At 71.6% G+C, this 18,438-nt stretch carries 9 protein-coding genes; all 9 read left to right on the top strand.

The features are described from left to right. Positions 1–50 precede the first annotated feature (50 nt). The 9 genes from PZ894_RS04800 (at position 51) to PZ894_RS04760 (ending at position 18,431) form a co-directional block, all read left to right on the top strand. On the top strand, positions 51–8,519 hold the full coding sequence (locus PZ894_RS04800; protein ID WP_275742944.1) for a DUF5979 domain-containing protein: 8,469 nt from the start codon (positions 51–53) through the stop codon (positions 8,517–8,519). A 129-nt stretch (positions 8,520–8,648) separates the two neighbouring features. Beyond that, entirely contained in the window at positions 8,649–8,786 is a 138-nt protein-coding gene (locus PZ894_RS04795; protein WP_275742943.1) for a hypothetical protein, read from the top strand. 187 nt (positions 8,787–8,973) lie between these two features. Then, positions 8,974–10,221 carry a glycine betaine/L-proline ABC transporter ATP-binding protein gene (locus tag PZ894_RS04790; RefSeq protein ID WP_275742942.1) on the top strand — a complete coding sequence of 416 codons (1,248 nt, stop codon included), beginning with the start codon at positions 8,974–8,976 and terminating at the stop codon, positions 10,219–10,221. Then, positions 10,218–11,144, top strand: coding sequence for an ABC transporter permease subunit (locus tag PZ894_RS04785; protein ID WP_275742941.1), 927 nt, complete (start codon positions 10,218–10,220; stop codon positions 11,142–11,144). Before PZ894_RS04790 ends, PZ894_RS04785 begins: the two co-directional genes overlap by 4 nt. 114 nt (positions 11,145–11,258) lie before the next feature. Then, complete coding sequence (locus PZ894_RS04780) at positions 11,259–12,182, top strand: glycine betaine ABC transporter substrate-binding protein (RefSeq protein WP_275742940.1); 924 nt, start codon at positions 11,259–11,261, stop codon at positions 12,180–12,182. A 357-nt stretch (positions 12,183–12,539) separates the two neighbouring features. Next, positions 12,540–13,970, top strand: coding sequence for an FAD binding domain-containing protein (locus PZ894_RS04775; protein WP_275742939.1), 1,431 nt, complete (start codon positions 12,540–12,542; stop codon positions 13,968–13,970). Continuing rightward, positions 13,967–16,318, top strand: a complete 2,352-nt coding sequence (gene xdhB / locus PZ894_RS04770; RefSeq protein ID WP_275742938.1) for a xanthine dehydrogenase molybdopterin binding subunit — start codon at positions 13,967–13,969, stop codon at positions 16,316–16,318. Before PZ894_RS04775 ends, xdhB begins: the two co-directional genes overlap by 4 nt. Continuing rightward, complete coding sequence (gene xdhC / locus PZ894_RS04765) at positions 16,315–17,139, top strand: xanthine dehydrogenase accessory protein XdhC (protein ID WP_275742937.1); 825 nt, start codon at positions 16,315–16,317, stop codon at positions 17,137–17,139. Before xdhB ends, xdhC begins: the two co-directional genes overlap by 4 nt. Then, entirely contained in the window at positions 17,136–18,431 is a 1,296-nt protein-coding gene (locus PZ894_RS04760; RefSeq protein WP_275742936.1) for an aldolase/citrate lyase family protein, read from the top strand. Before xdhC ends, PZ894_RS04760 begins: the two co-directional genes overlap by 4 nt. Positions 18,432–18,438: the final 7 nt, after the last annotated feature.

Below are 18,438 nucleotides of genomic sequence, written 5' to 3'. Positions count from 1 at the left end.
GTCTCTTTCGGGCGAGTCCTGTCCGCTGATCGAGGAGGTAGCGTCACTCCATGGCTCTCGGGAGCAGCGCTCCGACCGACGTCCAAGCCAGGCGCCGAACCGTTCGACGGCGGCGCTCGTGGATCGCCGCGGTCTTCGGGCTGCTGCTCCTCGCCGGGGTCCTGCAGGCGGGGCCGGCCTTCGCGCAGGGAGAGGGAGTCCTCTCGATCGACAAGACGGTCAGCGAGCCGGGGCCGTTCCAGCCGGGCGACACGTTCACGTACACGATCACCGTCAGCTGTTCGAACACCACCGCGCTGGGCTGCGACAACGCGCAGCTCACCGACACCCTCCCCGCGCCCCTCGTCCTCGACCCGGACGGCGCCCCCGTCACCGTGACGGGCGTCGTCCAGAGCGAGGTCACCGTCCAGGGCGACAACGCCTTCACCGTCGACTTCACCTCGCCGCTCGAGCCGGGCTTCGACGGCCTGCCCGCCGGGCGGGTCATCACGATCATCGTCGACGTGATGGTGCCGCTCGACGCGTCGGGCGACGACGCCGGCACCCTGACGAACACCGCGACGATCACGGCCGACAACGCCGAGACCATCAGCGACAGCGCCGACGTCGTGATCGAGGTGCCGGTCGAGCTGGCGTCGACGGTCACGAAGGACATCGCGCAGGCCGGACCGATCCCGGCGGTGCCCGGCGAACCGGTCGACTTCGCGATCGGCGGCGCCAACACCTCGAACGCGTCGGTCGACGCGCTGATGATCCAGGATCCCCAGGACGGCGGCGCCGATCCGTTCGAGTACCTCGCGTTCACCGGCATCGACAGCATCACCCCGCCCGACGGCGCGGACACCGTCCAGGTCGACTGGCTGGACTCGAACGGCGTGTGGCACACGGGTACGCCGACGTCCCCGATCCCGGCCGACCCGAACACCCTGCTCGCGGAGCCGGTCGACTTCGCGGACGTGCACGGCCTGCGCTTCACCTTCACCTCGTCGGACGGCACCGTGCCGGTCACCCCGGACGGCGGCGACGCGGCGATCGCCGTCGGCACCGAGACGCGCGACAACGTCACCGACATCCCGGCCGGCAGCACGGAGACCGTCACCAACACGGCGTCGTCGGTCGTCCAGCTGGACGACCAGTCGAGCCCGCCGGTGACCGCCGACGACGCGGTCGTCATCGAGCGCAACCCGCCCGAGGTGGCGATCGACAAGGCCTTCGCGCGCGACCAGCTGATCCCGGGCGACTCGACCACCGCGACCATCCTCGCGACCAACTCGAGCACCCCGGTCACCGAGATGGTGATCACCGAGCCCGCCGCGGGTACGCCGGACCTCGTCGCGCAGGGGCTGACCTTCGACGGCTTCACCGACGACGTGGCGTGGCCGGCGAACGCCACCGAGGTCGAGGTCGTCTATACGTACGAGGACGGCACGACCGAGACGCTGACGTCGACCGACGCCAACACGATCCCCGCACCCACCGGCGGTCGGGTCGCGGGCTTCACGATCACCTTCACCGGCCCGATCCAGGCGAACGCCCAGGCGAACCTGCCGTTCGACGTGACGGCCGATCCGCTCCCCGGCACCGACCCGGTCACCACGACGAACACCGCCTCCGCCCAGGTCACCGCCTCCACGGGCGAGGAGAGCGACGTCGTCACCGACCCCGCGGACATGACGCGCAACCCGGTGCGGGTCTCCACCAACGTCACCAAGGACATCCTCAACCCCGAGATCCCCGGCGTGCCGGGCGCGGGCAGCGTCGTCAGCATCACGGGAGACGTGGACGACCAGGGGCCTGACGCCTCCACGATCGGCTCGGAGTACCTGGTCATCTCCGACCCGCCGAACCCCCAGCCCGGAGATCCGCCGACGGACTTCTGGAACCACTTCGACGTCACGTCCCTCGGGCCGACGGACGTGCCGGCCAACGCCGACCTCGAGGTCGAGTACTGGAACGGGACCGAGTGGGTCGCCTTCCCCGGTGGGACCGTCACCGGTCCCGGCACCTTCACGGCCACCTTGCCGCCCCCGCCGCCGGAGGACGTCCAGGGCCTGCGCTTCACGTTCACGCCCAAGCCGGGCGAGCTGCTGCCCCCGGGGTTCAACGTCGTCGTCCACTTCAACGTCGAGCTGCGCGACCAGTTGCGCGACGGCAGCGGCCCGGCGACGCCGGACCCCGACGGCGACCCGGTCACGATCGACAACACCGCCGGCAGCGAGGTCCACAACGACGACGCGGTGGTGCCCACCGACAACGCCACCGACGACGACAGCATCGTCGTCGACCCGGTCTCGGGCGACGGCCCGGGCGACACCATCGAGAAGGGCTGGCTCGTCGACGGCACCCCGCAGGACACCGGGGCGACCGTAGTCGCGCTCACCGACGACCAGCGGACCGCGCGGATCTCATGGAGCACCAACCTCTTCCCGGCCGACAGCTACGTGATCCAGGACCACGACCCCGCCGAGCCCGTCGTCGGCTCGGTCTTCGATGCGTGGAACCTGGTCCGGATCGAGCCCATCACCGCTGACACCGATCCGTTGATGACCTTCGACGCGATCGAGTCGGTCGTGCTCCTGACCGAGGGCGGTGGCGAGGAGGACATCACCGCCGCGGCATGCGCCCTCGGGTGCGACGGCGAGTTCGGGGGCTACACCCTGACCGAGGACCAGCAGGACGACGCGATCGGCGTACGCATCACCTACGTCGAGTCCCCGACCCGGGCCTCCCGGATCGACTCGCCGGAGGACCCGCAGGTCGGGACCGGAGTCGCGCGATCGTCGGGCGACGACCGGCCGCTCGACCTGACCTTCCAGCTGCGCCAGCAGCTGCGCTCGGATCCCGACCAGGCCGTGCTCGGCGAGCTGCACGACTACACCTACAACACGGGGGAGCCGGGCCTGGTCGACAACGTCGCCAGCGGCACCCTGAACAACGGCGGCGACTCGTACACGGCGACCGACGACGCGCAGATCCAGATCCTCGACAGCCCGGTCGACGTCGAGACCACCAAGGAGTTCGACCAGGCCCAGCTGCCGGTCCCGCCGGCGGGCACCGAGCAGAGCGACTACCCGCTCCTCACGGCCGACCTCACGGCGACCAACGCCAGCGTCGCCAAGGTGCGCGAGCTCAGTATCCGGGACCCGCAGGGCCCCCAACCCACCAACCCGGAGCCCTTCCAGACGCTCGATCTCCACGAGATCGGCACCATCACCGTCCCCGACGGAGCGACCGACACCCAGGTCGTGCTCTATCGCAGCTTCAGCGGCACGCCTACCGACACCCTGACGATCGCGGAGGCCCAGGCGCTGACGCCCGACCAGCTCACCACGGTGACCGGGATCGAGGTCGTCCACACCGGGTTCATCGAGTCCGAGGCGACCACCGAGGTCGAACTCACTTTCCAGCTGCGTGCGACCAACCGGGTCACCGGCGACCCGCCGGCGGCGACCGACACCCCGATCCCGAACACGATCGTGGCGACCGCGAGCAACCCCAGCGAGACGGCCACCGGCACGGCGACCGACGACTTCACGCTCGTCGCGCCGACGTACGGCGTCGAGGCCGCGAAGTCGATCGATCCCGCCGAGCGGGTCGAGGACGAGCCGAACGACTACACGGTGACGCTCGCCGGCCAGCCGACCGGCACCGTGCGCACGGTCGAGCTCACCCTGGCCGACACGACGGCGACCTTCTGGAACGCCTTCGACTTCGTCGGGTTCACCCCGATCACCCTGCAGTCCCCGATCCGGCAGCTCAAGGTCGACGCGCTGGTCGGCATCACCTATGACGAGGTGGACGACGCACTGGTCCCGCTCTGCGGCGGGTCGCCCGACCTCGACGCCTGCTGGGAGGAGGGCGTGTACGTCGCCTCGGACGGCGCCGGCAACATCACGCCGGCGCTGCCGGACGGCGTCGCGGCCGGCGACGTCCGCGGACTGCGGATCTCGGCTCAGAACGCCGACGGCACCAACTGGGAACAGCCGATCAACCCCCAGCTGGTCGTGCCGTTCGACGCCGCAATGCGCGACTTCCTGATCTACGGACCCGACGGCGAGGCCGACACCGTCCCGGTGCCCTCGACCCAGCCGGGCCTCCCGACCGCGCCGGGTGAGACCGTCCAGGGCCAGACCACCGACACCGTCGACGTCCACGGGCTCGGCACCTGGGTCGCGCCGAACGACCTGCCCTGGGAGGCCGACGCCTCCGCGAGCGACACGACGATCCTGCGACACCTGACCAACGGCATCAGCGTGACCAAGGAGCCCGGCAACGGCAGCGCCACCGACCCGCCGAACTTCGCCCCGAGCCAGCGGATCCCCTACGTCCTGACCTACGAGAACACCGGCGACTGGCCGATGACCGGGCTCGAGCTCTTCGACCAGATCGAGACCGACGCCGACGGATCACTGCTGATCGAGCCGCGCAACGCCAACGGCCAGCCGGCGCCTGACTACTCGTTCGAGCTGGTCGGCGGTGACGGCACGGCCAAGCCGGTCGACGGCTTCGACGCGAGCCTCGACGAGGACACGGGGCTGCTGACGATCGACGTCCCCGCGGACTTCGTGTTCGAGCCCGACGACGTCCTGACCGTCAACGCGCCGCTCGTCTTCCGGCTCGGCCTGCCGCCTGGCACCGTGGTGGAGAACAGCACCACGGCGACCAGCGACCGCACGTTCGACACCTGCGAGTTCACGACCGACGAGACGCAGGGCGACACCACCGACCTCGTCGACGAGTGCACCGCCGTCACCCACGTCGAGCCCGACGCCGCCAGCCCGCTCGCCGTCGTCAAGTCCGTGCGCGGCGTCGGCGCAGGTGTCGAGGGCGCCGCCCCGGGTGACGCGAACTACGACGACCTCGGGCGCCTGGTCACCGGCGGCTCCGGGACCTCGGCGTGCGAGAGCCCGAACGCGCCGCGCGGCTACTACCGCACGCCCTGCGTCCCGATCACCCGGCCGGGCGGGATCGAGCGCTGGCAGTTCAGCGCCGCCAACGTCGGCAACATCCCGGCCCGGGTCATCGCCGGCATCGACACGTTCCCGCAGTACGGCGACGTCGGCGTGATCACCGGCACCGACCGCGGGTCGGAGTGGGCGACCACGCTCGTCGGCAACCCCACGAACAACCTCGACACGGTCGACAACCAGGACAAGTCGGTCCAGTGGTACTACTCCAACACGGTGCCCGGCTCGGACTGCAACGACGCCGACATCCTCGACGAGACCACGCCGGGCGGGCTGCCGGCCGACGACGAGTGCTTCGACGAGGTGAACGGCCGGGAGTGGATCCCCGCCGACGCGAGCACCCCCGAGTCGGAGCTCGCGGACGCCGTCGCGGTCAAGTTCGTCATCACGTACGCCGAGCCCGACGGTGGCCTGCAGCCCGGGTCGGTCATCCACCTGACCATGGACACCCGCACCGCGTGGACGGTCGACAACCCGGTCGGCGACGAGCTGCCGATCGCCTGGAACTCGGTGGCGTCCGGCACCCAGGGTGTCTTCGGCGACCAGACGGTCGTCACGCCGGTGACCGAGCCGACCCGCGTCGGCGTCGCGACCGCGACCGGCAAGTTCGAGCTGCAGAAGCTCGTGGACGCACCGGAGTTCGAGGACATCGACCTGCCGTCGTCGTACCCGTTCCGGGTCGAGTGCACCTCCGGGTCCGAGGACGTCACCCTGCTCTACTCGGCCGGGAACTCCGCGGAGCTCGTCCAGGTCGCGGCCGACGGCACCGTCCTGACCTACAACGCCGACGACAACGTCAACCTGCCGCTCTACGCCGACTGCACGGTCAGCGAGGACCCGGTCGCCCAGGGGGCCACGGTCACCTACGACCCCGCGGGCACCGGCAACACCTCGGGCCCGGTCACCGCGCTCAGCGACCAGTCGGCTCGTGACGACATCGCCGACCCGGCGTTCCCCGACGCGCTCGAGCTCGCCGAGATCGACGTGACCAACACCTACGCGGCCGGCGGGTTCGACGTCACGAAGGCCGTCGACGACGGCGGCGCGGTCGACCAGGACGGCGACGCGATCACCTACGACGAGACCTACACGTTCACCGCCTCCTGCATCTTCCAGGGTCAGGAGGCAGTGCCGGAGGGCCAGCGGGAGTTCACCCTCGCCGAGGGCGAGGTCGAGGAGTTCGACAACCTGCCGGCGGGGTCGGAGTGCACCGTCGAGGAGACCGACGCCGGCACCTCCGCGACCACGAGCGTCGTCGTCACCGAGGACGGCGACGAGGGCGCCCCCACCGACGGCACGACGGCCGAGTTCACCATCGGCGCCGACGACGCGGACGGCACCCACGTCAACGCGGTCGCGTTCACCAACCACTACACGGTCGGCGCGGTCGAGATCGCCAAGGACGTCGCCGGGGACGGCGCGGACGATTGGGGCGCGGGGCCGTTCGAGGTGGCGATGGTGTGCACGCTGGACAGCGCCACGCCGACGACGGTCTTCGACGACACGCAGACCCTGACGCCGCCCGACCTCACCTGGGAGGTGACGAACCTGCCCACCGGCGCCGAGTGCACCGTCACCGAGACGGCGACAGGCGGCGCGAACGACGTCGAGATCACCCCGTCGACGTTCACGGTCGGCGACGACACCGCCGACCCGGCACTCGTGACGGTCACCAACACCTTCACGCTCGGGTCGATCGAGCTGCGCAAGGTGCACCTGGGCGGCGGTGCCGATGCACGCGACGGCTCGATCACCTTCTCGCTGTCGTGCACGCGGGAGGTCGACGGCGAGACCGAGACGATCGCCGTCCCGGGCGGGCCGGACCGCGAGCTGGTCCAGGTCAACGGCGACCCGAACACGGTGTCGTGGACCGGCCTGCCGACGGGTGCGACGTGCGAGGTCGAGGAGACGGACAACACGGCGCCGACACCGGAGGAGACCATCATCACGCCGGACAGCATCGTCGTGCCGGAGGGGACGACGGCGCCGGTCGAGTTCGTCGCCCTCAACGTCTACGAGCGAGGCTCGCTCGCGATCGAGAAGCAGGTCGCCGGCGACGCGGCGGCGTTCGGGCCGGACGAGTTCCTCGTCGCCGTGCGGTGCACCGCCCCGGGTGGGACTCCCGTCCCACTCGGCCCCCCCGTGGGTCTCGACGGCACCGTGCTCGTGCCCGGCAACGGCACGGTCACGATCGACAACGTCCCCGCGGAGGCGACCTGCGAGGTCACCCAGGAGGCGCCGTCCGGCGCCACCGACACCGATCTCGGCGAGCCCGTCGTCATCGAGCCCGGCGAGACGGCGGAGATCGAGGTGACCAACACCTACGACGCCACCGGCTTCACGGTGCGCAAGCTGGTCGACGGCGCCACAGACGCCGACGGGAAGCCGATCCGCTACACCGACGACTTCACCTTCACCGCGTCGTGCACCTTCCTCGGCGAGGAGGTGCTGCCCGTGGCCGACCAGGCGTTCACCCTGCACAAGGGCGACTCACACACGGTCGCCGGCCTCCCGGTCGGAGCCGACTGCGTGGTCGAGGAGACCGGTGACGGGACCGCGTCGGGCACCTCCGTCGTGGTCACCCAGGGCGGCGACCCGGTGGAGACGGACGGCGGCACCGCCACGAGCAGTGGCGAGTTCACGCTGGTCGAGGGCGGCACCGACGCGACGCTGGTCGGCTACACCAACACGATGCCCGTCGGCGCCATCACCCTCACGAAGGCCGTCGCCGGTGACGGAGGCGCGCTCTGGGGCGACGGGGAGTTCCGGGTGCGGCTCACCTGCACCTTCGCCGGTGCCGACCCGACGACGGTGTACGACGCGACCCGGACGATGTCGCGCGCCGAGCCGACGTGGACCGTCAGGAGACTGCCGGTCGGCGCCTCGTGCGACGTCACCGAGCCCGCGACGGGCGGCGCGACCAGCACGACGATCACGCCCGCCAGCCCGGTGACGATCACGGCCGACGCGACGACGCCAGTCACCGTCACCGTGACCAACACCTTCGACGTCGGCTCCGTCAGCGTCGAGAAGCGGATCGTCGGCAGCGGCGCCGACGAGCGCGGCGGGGTGCGGTTCGTCGTCTCGCTCGCCTGCACCCATGACGTCGACGGCGTCACCGAGGACGTCGAGATCCCCGGCGGTGCGACGCGGACGCTCCGGCGACCCGACCGCCTGGTCGCGACGTACGACGGGCTGCCGGTCGGTGCCGACTGCGCGGTCACCGAGACGGAGACCGGCGACGCCGACGAGACGACGATCGAGCCCGGCACGCTGACCGTCGGTCCGGAGTCCGCCGACGAGCCGGTGCAGGTGATCGTGAAGAACCGGTTCGGCGCGCCCGCCGAGGGCGGCGGCCCCGGTGGCGCCGACGAGCCCCCGGGCGCCGGTCCCGACGACGACGACCAGCCCGACGGGGGCCTGATCCCCGACGGGGGGCTGCCCGGCACCGGCAGCTCGATCCCGATGGGATTGCTGTGGCTCGCTGTCGGCCTGCTCGCCGCCGGCGTGGGCTCCGTGACCGTCGCGCTCCGCCGCGGACGTGGCCGTTGACGCACGGCCCGAGGGACTCGATCCGTGCGACGTGGGTACCGAGGTGCCACGCCCGTGCGATCTGGAGGAGGGGGCCCTATGCCGGTCGACAGGCCCGCGTCTCGGCGGCGATTCCCGACGAGGTGGTCGGTGATCGCCTTCGTCGTCCTGGCGCTCGCCGTGTCCATCGCCGTCATGATCTGGCAGTCCCGAGGGGCGCCGCCGGAGCACACCGACACGGGGCTGGGGGAGCCGATGTCGGCGGCCACCCCCGTTACCAAGTTGTGACCGTTATTTGCGGACACTTGCGGTCCGGGCTAGCGTGCTGGACCGGTCCGGCGGGAGCGTCTGACGAAGACGCTCGGCGACTCGCGCAGTGCGGCTTCTCGGGTTCCGGCGCGGAGGAATCGCCTGGCCGACCGAGCGACGTCGGCGGGAGGCCGGCGTCCCTGGCAGCAATGAGGAGCCCTAGCGCGTGCCGTTGATCGAGGCCCACGAGATCCACAAGGTTTTCGGACGTCGACCGGAGCGAGCGGTCGAGCGTCTGCGACGAGGAGAGGACCGGGAGGCGCTCAGAGCCGACGGCTACACGGCTGCGGTCATCGACGCGTCGTTCGAGGTCGAGCAAGGTCAGATCTTCGTGGTCATGGGCCTGTCGGGATCCGGCAAGTCCACGCTGATCCGGATGGTCAACGGCCTGCTCGCGCCGACGGCGGGGCGGATCGAGGTCGCCGGCCGGTCGGTGGCCGACCTGGGTTCGGCGGGGCTGCGACAGCTGCGCCGCGAGCAGGTCAGCATGGTCTTCCAGCACTTCGCGCTGCTGCCGCACCGCACGGTCGGCGAGAACGCGGCGTACGGGCTGAAGGTCCAGGGGCTCAACCGGGCCGATCGCCAGCGGCGTGCCGAGGAGGCGCTCGAGCTCGTCGGTCTCGGCGGGTGGGGCGGATCGCTGCCCGGCGAGCTGTCCGGCGGCATGCGGCAGCGGGTCGGGCTGGCGCGGGCGCTCGCGGCCGGCACCGAGGTCCTGCTGATGGACGAGGCGTTCAGCGCCCTCGACCCGTTGATCCGCCGGGAGATGCAGGACCAGCTCGTCGAGCTCCAGCACCGCCTGGACAAGACGATCCTCTTCATCACCCACGACCTCAACGAGGCCATGCGCCTGGGCGACCGGGTGGCGATGATGCGCGACGGCCGCATCGTGCAGGTCGGCACCGCCGAGGAGATCCTCAACGACCCGGCCAACGACTACGTCGCGCAGTTCGTGCAGGACGTCGACCGCACCCGCGTGCTCACCGCCTCCTCGGTGATGGAGCCGCCCGTGGCCGTGCTCGGTCGGTCGCAGGGACCGCGCGCCGCGCACAAGCTCATGCGTGAGCACCAGGTCGGGTCGCTGATGGTGGTCGACCGGGACCGTCGGCTGCACGGAGTCGTGACCGAGGACGATGCGGCCGACGCCGTACGCCGTGGGGTCGACGACCTCGCCGACGTGACGCGCCCGGCGGTGTCGACGGGCCCGGACACCGCGGTGGCCGACCTGTTCGCGGCGGCGGCGGACTCGCCGGTGCCGATCGCCGTCATCGGCGACGGGGACCGGCTGCTCGGGGTGATCCCGCGCGTCACGCTGCTCAGCGCGCTCGGCGCCGGCACCTCCTCCGAGGTGGTCAACGTGCCCCCGGAGCCGGACGACCCGAGCAGCACCGAGCCGGTGGAGGTGGGGGCATGACCCGGACCGTGTGGGAGACCGTCGACGGGGTGCCGCGCATCCCCTTCGGCGACTGGATCGAGTCCGGCTTCGAGTGGGTCGAGGACAACCTCGGCGACTTCTTCGACCGGGTCTCGGACCTGATCGAGTCGACGGTCAACGGGCTGAGCGACCTGCTGAACTCGCCCGCGCCGCTGGTGATGGTGGTGATCCTGTCGCTGCTCGCCTGGCTGGGGCGGGACTGGAGGCTCGGGCTGGGGTCGCTGATCGGGTTGACGTTCGTCGTCGGCGTGGACCAGTGGGCGGCGACCATGGAGACCCTGGCGATGGTCTTCTTCGCCACGCTCGTCGCGCTGGTGATCGGCATCCCCCTCGGGATCTGTGCCGCCCGGTGGGACCGCTTCAGCAGGCTGGTGCGACCCGTGATGGACCTGATGCAGACGATGCCGGCCTTCGTCTGGCTGGTGCCCGTGGTGACGCTCTTCAGCATCGGCGTCCCGGCCGGGCTGGTCGCGACGGTGATCTTCGCGCTGCCGCCGGGCGTCCGGCTCACCGAGCTCGGCATCCGCCAGGTCGATCCGGAGGTGGTCGAGGCCGGGCACGCGTTCGGCGCCAAACCGCGTCAGATCCTGCGCGAGACCCAGCTCCCGCTGGCGCTCCCGACCGTGATGGCGGGCGTCAACCAGGTGATCATGCTCGCCCTGTCGATGGCGGTGATCGCCGGACTGGTCGGGGCGGGCGGGCTCGGCAGCCAGGTGACCACGTCGATCTCTCGGCTGGACATCGGCCTCGGCTTCGAGGCCGGGTTCTCGGTGGTGATCCTGGCGATCTACCTCGACCGGCTCACCGCCTCGCTGGGCGCCGATCGCACCCGGGCCGGGCTCCTGCGCCGGCTGCGGGACCGGGCCGCGGCGCGGTCCTTCGCCAAGGCGCCGGCCTTCTGAACCGGCCGACGACATCGACCCCCAGGTTTCTCGGGACGGCGCGCCGGTGCCAACGGCGCGCAGCACACAACTGAACCCAGAGTGAGTGAAAGAAGAGCGAGAGGACGACGAACGATGCGGACGACGAAGACGAGAAGAGTCGGAACGGTGCTGGCCGCGGTGCTGAGCCTCGGCCTGCTGGCGGCAGGGTGTGGCAGCGACGACGGCGACGAGGGTGGCACGGCGACGGACAGCGGCTCCAGCGCCGACAAGTCGATCACGCTGGGGATCATCCCGTCGTGGACCGACGGCCTGAGCACGGCGTACCTCTGGAAGGACGTCCTCGAGGAGGACGGCTACGAGGTGACGATCAAGGAGCTCGCGGACGCGGCGCCGCTCTACGCCGGACTCGCCAACGGTGACATCGACGTCTACCCGTCGGCGTGGCCCGAGGTCACGCACAAGTCCTACATGGAGCAGTACGAGGACGACATCGAGGACGTCGGCACCTACTACGACGGCGCGAAGCTGACCTTCGCGGTGCCGGAGTACACCGACATCGACTCGATCGCCGACCTGCCGGACCACGCCGACGACCTCGACGGCAAGATCATCGGCATCGAGCCGGGCGCCGGGCTCACGGAGACGACCAAGAACTCGGTGATGCCGGCCTACGGCCTCGAGGACGACTTCCAGCTCGTGGAGTCGTCGACGACGGCGATGCTGGCCCAGCTCAAGAAGGCGACCGACGCCCAGCAGGACATCGTCGTGACGCTGTGGCGTCCGTTCTGGGCCAACAACGAGTTCCCGGTGAAGGACCTCGAGGACCCGGAGGGCGCGCTCGGGGAGGCCGAGGGCCTGCACGAGCTGGCGCGCGACGGCTTCAGCGACGACTACCCCGAGGTCGCGGAGATGATGAGCAACCTCAAGCTCGACGACGCGCAGTACGGCAGCCTCGAGGACCTCGTCGTCAACGAGTACGGCCAGGGCAAGGAGGCCGAGGCCGTGACGGCGTGGAAGAAGGACCACCAGGACGTGCTGGACAGCCTCCAGGGCTGATCCCACACTCCCTACGACAGGGGCCGTCCCGACCGGGACGGCCCCTGCTGCGTCTTCGTTGACGACCCGCAGCCCCGAAGTTATCTTCGACAGAACTGCCCTCTCAGCTCCTCCGAGGTTGCCATGACGAAGTCGTCGTCCGTGAGCGCCGACGTCCGGCGACTGATCCACGTCTCGGCCTGGACCCGGGGTCGCGTGGCTCACGGCGTCTGACGCGCCGCTCCGCGAGAAGGCACCAGTCTGCGCTCCTCGCGGATCCGCCCGGCCGACCGATCCCGACGTACCGACCCGCGCTGGTGTGTCCCCGTCGGCCGTCGTCCGACCCCACCTTCGGTACCCACAGCGCTAGGAGACGAAGTGGCCGAGATCCTGGTCAACGGCACGCCGCACTCCCTCGACGGCGTGCCGCTGCACACCAACGCCCTCGACTTCGTCCGGGGGTCCGGCCTGACCGGCGCGAAGGAGGGGTGTGCGGAGGGCGAGTGCGGAGCGTGTGCGGTGCTGGTCGCCCGGCCCGCGCCCGACGGCACGGACGCGACGGAGTGGACCGCCGTGAACTCCTGCCTGGTCCCGGCCGCGGCGCTCGACGGACAGGAGGTGGTGACCGTCGAGGGCCTGGGCACCCCGGGTGACCTGCACCCGGTCCAGCGGGAGATGGCGGTCCGCGGCGGTTCGCAGTGCGGGTACTGCACTCCCGGGTTCGTGTGCAGCATGGCCGCCGAGTTCTATCGCCCGGCTCGCACGGCCGACGGCTACATCCACGACGACGGCGGCGCCCACGGGCCGAACGGGTTCGACCTCCACGCACTCAGCGGCAACCTGTGTCGCTGCACGGGCTACCGCCCCATCCGGGACGCCGCGTTCGCCCTGGGGACACCCACCGACGACGACGAGCTGAGGGCGCGATGCGGTCGGGCCGCTCCGGCACCCGTGCCCACCGATCTCCGGGTCGGCGCGAGCAGGTACGTGCGCCCGCGGGACCTCGCCGAGGCGACTCGGCTGCTGGCAGAGCACCCGGACGCCGTCGTCGTCGCGGGCAACACCGACTGGGGCGTCGAGGTCAACCTGCGCGGGCGCCGGGCTCCGATGCACGTGGCCGTCGACCGGCTGCCGGAGCTGCGCGCCTCGAGCGTCACCGACGACGAGCTGAGGCTCGGCGCCGCGCTGACCCTGAGCGAGGTCGCGCGACGCGTGGACGGACTGGTGCCGTTGCTCGCGGCCCTGATGCCCCAGTTCGCCTCCCCGCTGATCCGCAACAGCGCCACGCTCGGAGGCAACATCGGCACGGCGTCACCGATCGGCGACGGTGCGCCCGTGCTCCTCGCCCTCGACGCGTCGCTGGTGCTGGCCTCGACGGACCGGACGAGGACCGTCCCGCTCGCGGAGTACTTCACCGGCTACCGCCAGTCGATCCGCGAACCCGGTGAGCTGATCACCGAGCTCGTGGTCCCGTTGCCGGTCAGCACCACCTCCGCCTTCCACAAGATCGCCAAGCGTCGCTTCGACGACATCTCGTCCGTGGCGGCGGCCTTCGCCCTCGACGTGCGCGACGGGGTCGTCCGCAAGGCTCGCATCGGGCTGGGTGGGGTGGCCGCCACACCACTCCGCGCCACGCGCACCGAAGCCGCCCTCGAGGGAAGGTCCTGGAGCGCCGAGACGGTCGCGACGGCAGCCGACGTGATGGCGACGGAGGGCACCCCGATCTCGGATGCGAGATCGAGCGCCGACTACCGGATCGCGATGCTCGGGCAGGCGCTCCGGAAGCTCTTCGAGGAGGTCCCCGCATGACGCTCGACACCCGGTCGGCGACCGGACGGACCGACGCCGCCCTCGCCGGCCCGCACGCGGAGGTCGACGGATCCGTCGGGACCCCGCTCAGCCGACGCCCGGAGGGAGCCGTCGTCGGCGAGGTCCACGAGCACGAGAGCGCGACCCTCCACGTGACGGGAGCCGCCCTCTACACCGACGACCTCGTCGGCCGGATGCAGGACCTCCTGCACGCCCACCCCGTCCAGGTGCCGAAGGCACATGCCCGCGTCACGGGGCTCGACGTGTCGCCGGCGTACGACGTGCCGGGCGTCGTCCGGGTGCTGACCGCCGCCGACGTGCCGGGCGTGAACGACGCGGGGGTCAAGCACGACGAGCCCCTGTTCCCGACCGAGGTGATGTACCACGGTCACGCCGTCTGCTGGGTCCTGGCCGACACCTTGGAGTCGGCCCGTCTCGGCGCCGCCGCCGTCGTGGTCGAGTACGTCGAGCTGCCCGCCCTCGTCGGTGTCGAGGAGGCCGTCGCGGCCGAGAGCTTCCAGGGCGCCCGCCTGGCGATCCAGCGGGGCGACGCCGGTGCCGGGCTGGCGCGGGCGACCCACGTGTTCGAGGGCGTGACCACGTGTGCCGGGCAGGAGCACTTCTACCTGGAGACGCACTGCTCGATGGCGTCCGTCGACGAGTCGGGCCAGGTCTTCGTCCAGTCCAGCACCCAGCACCCGAGCGAGACCCAGGAGATCGTCGCCCACGTCCTCGGGCTGGCCGACCACGCCGTCACCGTGCAGTGCCTCCGGATGGGCGGCGCCTTCGGCGGCAAGGAGATGCAGCCGCACGGGCTCGCCGCCGTCGCGGCACTCGGCGCCACCCTGACCGGTCGACCGGTCCGGCTGCGGCTCAGCCGCGCGCAGGACATGTCCATGACCGGCAAGCGGCACGGCTTCCACGCCACGTGGAAGGTCGGCTTCGACGACGACGGGCTGTTCACGGGCCTGGCGGCGACCCTCACCTCGGACGGCGGGTGGAGCCTGGACCTCTCCGAGCCGGTTCTCTCCCGAGCGCTCTGTCACATCGACAACGCGTACTGGATCCCCGACGTCGCGGTCGAGGGCAGGATCGCGAGGACCCACAAGACCTCGCAGACGGCCTTCCGGGGATTCGGAGGCCCGCAGGGCATGCTCGTCATCGAGGACATCATCGGGCGCTGCGCGCCGCAGCTCGGCCTCGCGCCCGCGGAGCTGCGCCGACGCAACTTCTACGCCGAGGGACAGGCCACGCCGTACGGTCAGGAGGTCCGCCATCCCGGACGGCTGGTCACGGCCTGGGACCAGGTCCTCGCCGAGTCGTCGTACGCCGGCCGTCGAGCCGCGATCGAGGGATGGAACGCGGCGCACCCGCACCGCAAGCGGGGCCTCGCCGTCACGCCGGTCAAGTTCGGGATCTCGTTCAACTTCACCGCGTTCAACCAGGCCGGCGCACTCGTCCACGTCTACAAGGACGGGTCGGTGCTGATCAACCACGGCGGCACGGAGATGGGCCAGGGGCTCCACCTCAAGATGCAGCAGGTCGCGGCCACCGCCCTCGGGGTGCCGCTCCCGACGGTGCGACTGGCGCCGACGCGGACCGACAAGGTGCCCAACACCTCGGCGACGGCGGCGTCGTCCGGCGCAGACCTCAACGGCGGGGCGATCAAGGACGCCTGCGAGCAGATCTCGGCGCGGCTCGCGCCGCTGCGTGCGGCGATGCCGGACGCCTCGTGGGGGGAGCTGGTGTCGGCCGCCTACTTCCAGCGCGTCCAGCTCTGGGCCGCCGGCTTCTACCGCACCGAGGGGCTGAGCTGGGACTCCGCGACGATGACCGGCTCGCCGTTCAAGTACTTCGCGTACGGCGCCGCCGTCGCCGAGGTCGAGGTCGACGGGTTCACCGGTGCCTACAGCACCCGCCGGGTCGACATCGTCCACGACGTCGGCGACAGCCTCTCGCCCCTGGTCGACATCGGGCAGATCGAAGGGGGATTCGTCCAGGGCGCCGGCTGGCTCACCCTCGAGGACCTCCGGTGGGACGAGTCGTCGGGGGACACCCGGGGCCGGCTGACCACCAACGCCGCGTCGACGTACAAGATCCCGTCGCTCTCGGAGATGCCGGCGCAGTTCAACGTCTCGCTGCTGCAGGACGCCCACGAGGACGGCGCGGTCTACGGGTCGAAGGCGGTCGGCGAGCCGCCGCTCATGCTGGCCTTCAGCGTGCGCGAGGCCCTGCGCGACGCGTGCGCGGCGTTCGGGCCGCCGGGCGCGGTCGTCCAGCTGGCGTCGCCGGCCACCCCGGAGGCCGTCTACTGGGCGCTGTCCGCCGCCCGGGAGTCGAGCTCATGACCACGTGGCTGCACGGCGTGACCGTCCTCCGGGAGGCGCGTCAGCCCGGGGTTCTGGTGACGGTCACCGGTGTTCGCGGCCACGCGCCACGCGAGGCGGGGGCCAAGATGGTGGTCTCCGCGACCGCGACGTGGGCGTCGATCGGGGGCGGCAACCTCGAGGAGCGCGCCGTCCGGCGCGCCCGGGAGCTGATCGAGTCCGGACCCCGGGCGCCGGAGTCGTTCGTGGCCAACCTGACCGACCAGACGGCCGTCGAGCACGGAGTCCAGTGCTGCGGTGGCGAGGTGTCGGTGCTGCTGGAGCCCCTGCCCGTGGTGCCGGCAGTCGCGATCTTCGGGATGGGCCACGTCGGCATCGAGCTCGCCCGCATCCTCGCCCGTCATGACCTCGAGCTGCACCTGGTCGACTCGCGCGAGCCGCACGTGACGCCCGCGGCGCTCGCACCGCTCGCGGACGCCGTCGCCGACGTCCACGCCCACCACGTGCCGGTGATCCCCGAGCTCGTGCTCGGGAGCCTGCCGCCCGGCACCAGCATCCTGGTCCTGACGCACGACCACGCCGAGGACTACGCGATCGTCGACGCGGCCTTGCGCTGCGAGCATCTCGGATCGATCGGCCTCATCGGGTCGTCGGCCAAGTGGGCCAGGTTCCGGGGCCGGCTGCTCGCCGCCGGTCTGGATCCCGAACGCGTCGACACCGTGCGGACGCCGATCGGGCTCCCGGGCATCACCACGAGCAAGCACCCTGCCGCGATCGCCGTCGCGGTCGCTGCCGCCTGGCTGTCGGACCTGCAGCCGGCGAGCCGGTCGAGGCGCGCATGACGCCGCGCGACGGCGGAGGCCGGGCCGAAGGCGCGGACCCGACGGGCTCGGAGGCTGTCGCCGCCCGGCTGCTGGCAGCGCTCGACGAGCAGCTGGCCGCGGCCGACGCCGCGCTCGCGTCCCGCTACCCCGGCGACCGGCCTGGGCGGCAACCGGTCCACACGCTGTACGTGCCCGCGGACCGCTACGGGCCGGAGCTCGTGCCCGCGTCCGGAGCGGCCGCACTGCGAGCCCTCGAGGAGCAGCCGGACGGGTTCGCCGCGGTCGTCCGGGACGACGACATCGTCGCCCGGGTCCGCGCCAAGCTCGGCACCGAGCCCGTCGAGGACCTCCGCATCGACTTCGAGGACGGCTACCGCGGGAAGTCGGAGGCCGAGGAGGACGCGGACGCCGTGCGGACCGCGCAGGCTCTCGCCCGCAGCCAGCGAGCAGGAGACGCGGCGCCGTTCGGTGGGATCCGGATCAAGTGCCTCGAGGCCGCGACGCGCGCTCGTGGGGTCCGGACGATGACCTCCTTCCTGGCCACGTTGCTCGAGCACGGCGGATCCCTCGAGGGCTGGGTCGTCACGCTCCCGAAGGTGACGAGCGTCGACCAGGTCGAGGCGATGGTGTACGTGTGCGGGGAGCTCGAGCGCGGGTTCGGCCTTCCACGAGGGGCCGTTCGGTTCGAGATCCAGGTCGAGACACCGCAGTCGATCCTCGGCCCCGACGGCACCGCCCTCGTGGCCCGGATGATCCACGCGGCCGGCGACCGGCTGACCGGACTGCACTACGGCACCTACGACTACTCGGCGTTCTGCGGCATCGCCGCACCGCAGCAGTCGCTCGAGCACCCGGTGGCCGACCACGCGAAGGTCGTGATGCAGGCGGCGGCCGCGGGGACGGGGGTGCGGCTCTCCGACGGCTCGACGAACGTGCTGCCGGTCGGCACCGCGGACGACGTCAGGTCGGCGTGGGCCAACCACCATCGCCTCGTGCGACGCTCGCTCGAGCGCGGCTTCTACCAGGGGTGGGACCTCCACGCCGCGCAGCTGCCGACCCGCTACGCGGCCACCTACGGGTTCTACCGGCAGGGCACGCCCGACGCGCTGGAACGTCTCGTGAGCTACACGGGCGGCACCGCGGGGCGCATCGCCGACGAGCCCGCGACCGCACGGGCGCTCGCGTCGTTCCTGCTTCGCGGAGTCGACTGCGGGGCCGTCGACGCGGCCGAGGTCTCCGGCGCCTCCGGCTTCGACACCGAGCGCCTCGACATCGAGCGCCTCCACGCCCTCGCCCGGACCGGACGCTAGGAGGGCA

The sequence above is a fragment of the Nocardioides sp. YIM 152315 genome (genome assembly GCF_029210375.1).
Lineage (GTDB): Bacteria > Actinomycetota > Actinomycetes > Propionibacteriales > Nocardioidaceae > Nocardioides.
Note: the sequence above shows the minus strand (reverse complement) of the source record. Positions and strands in the feature narration are given on the sequence as shown.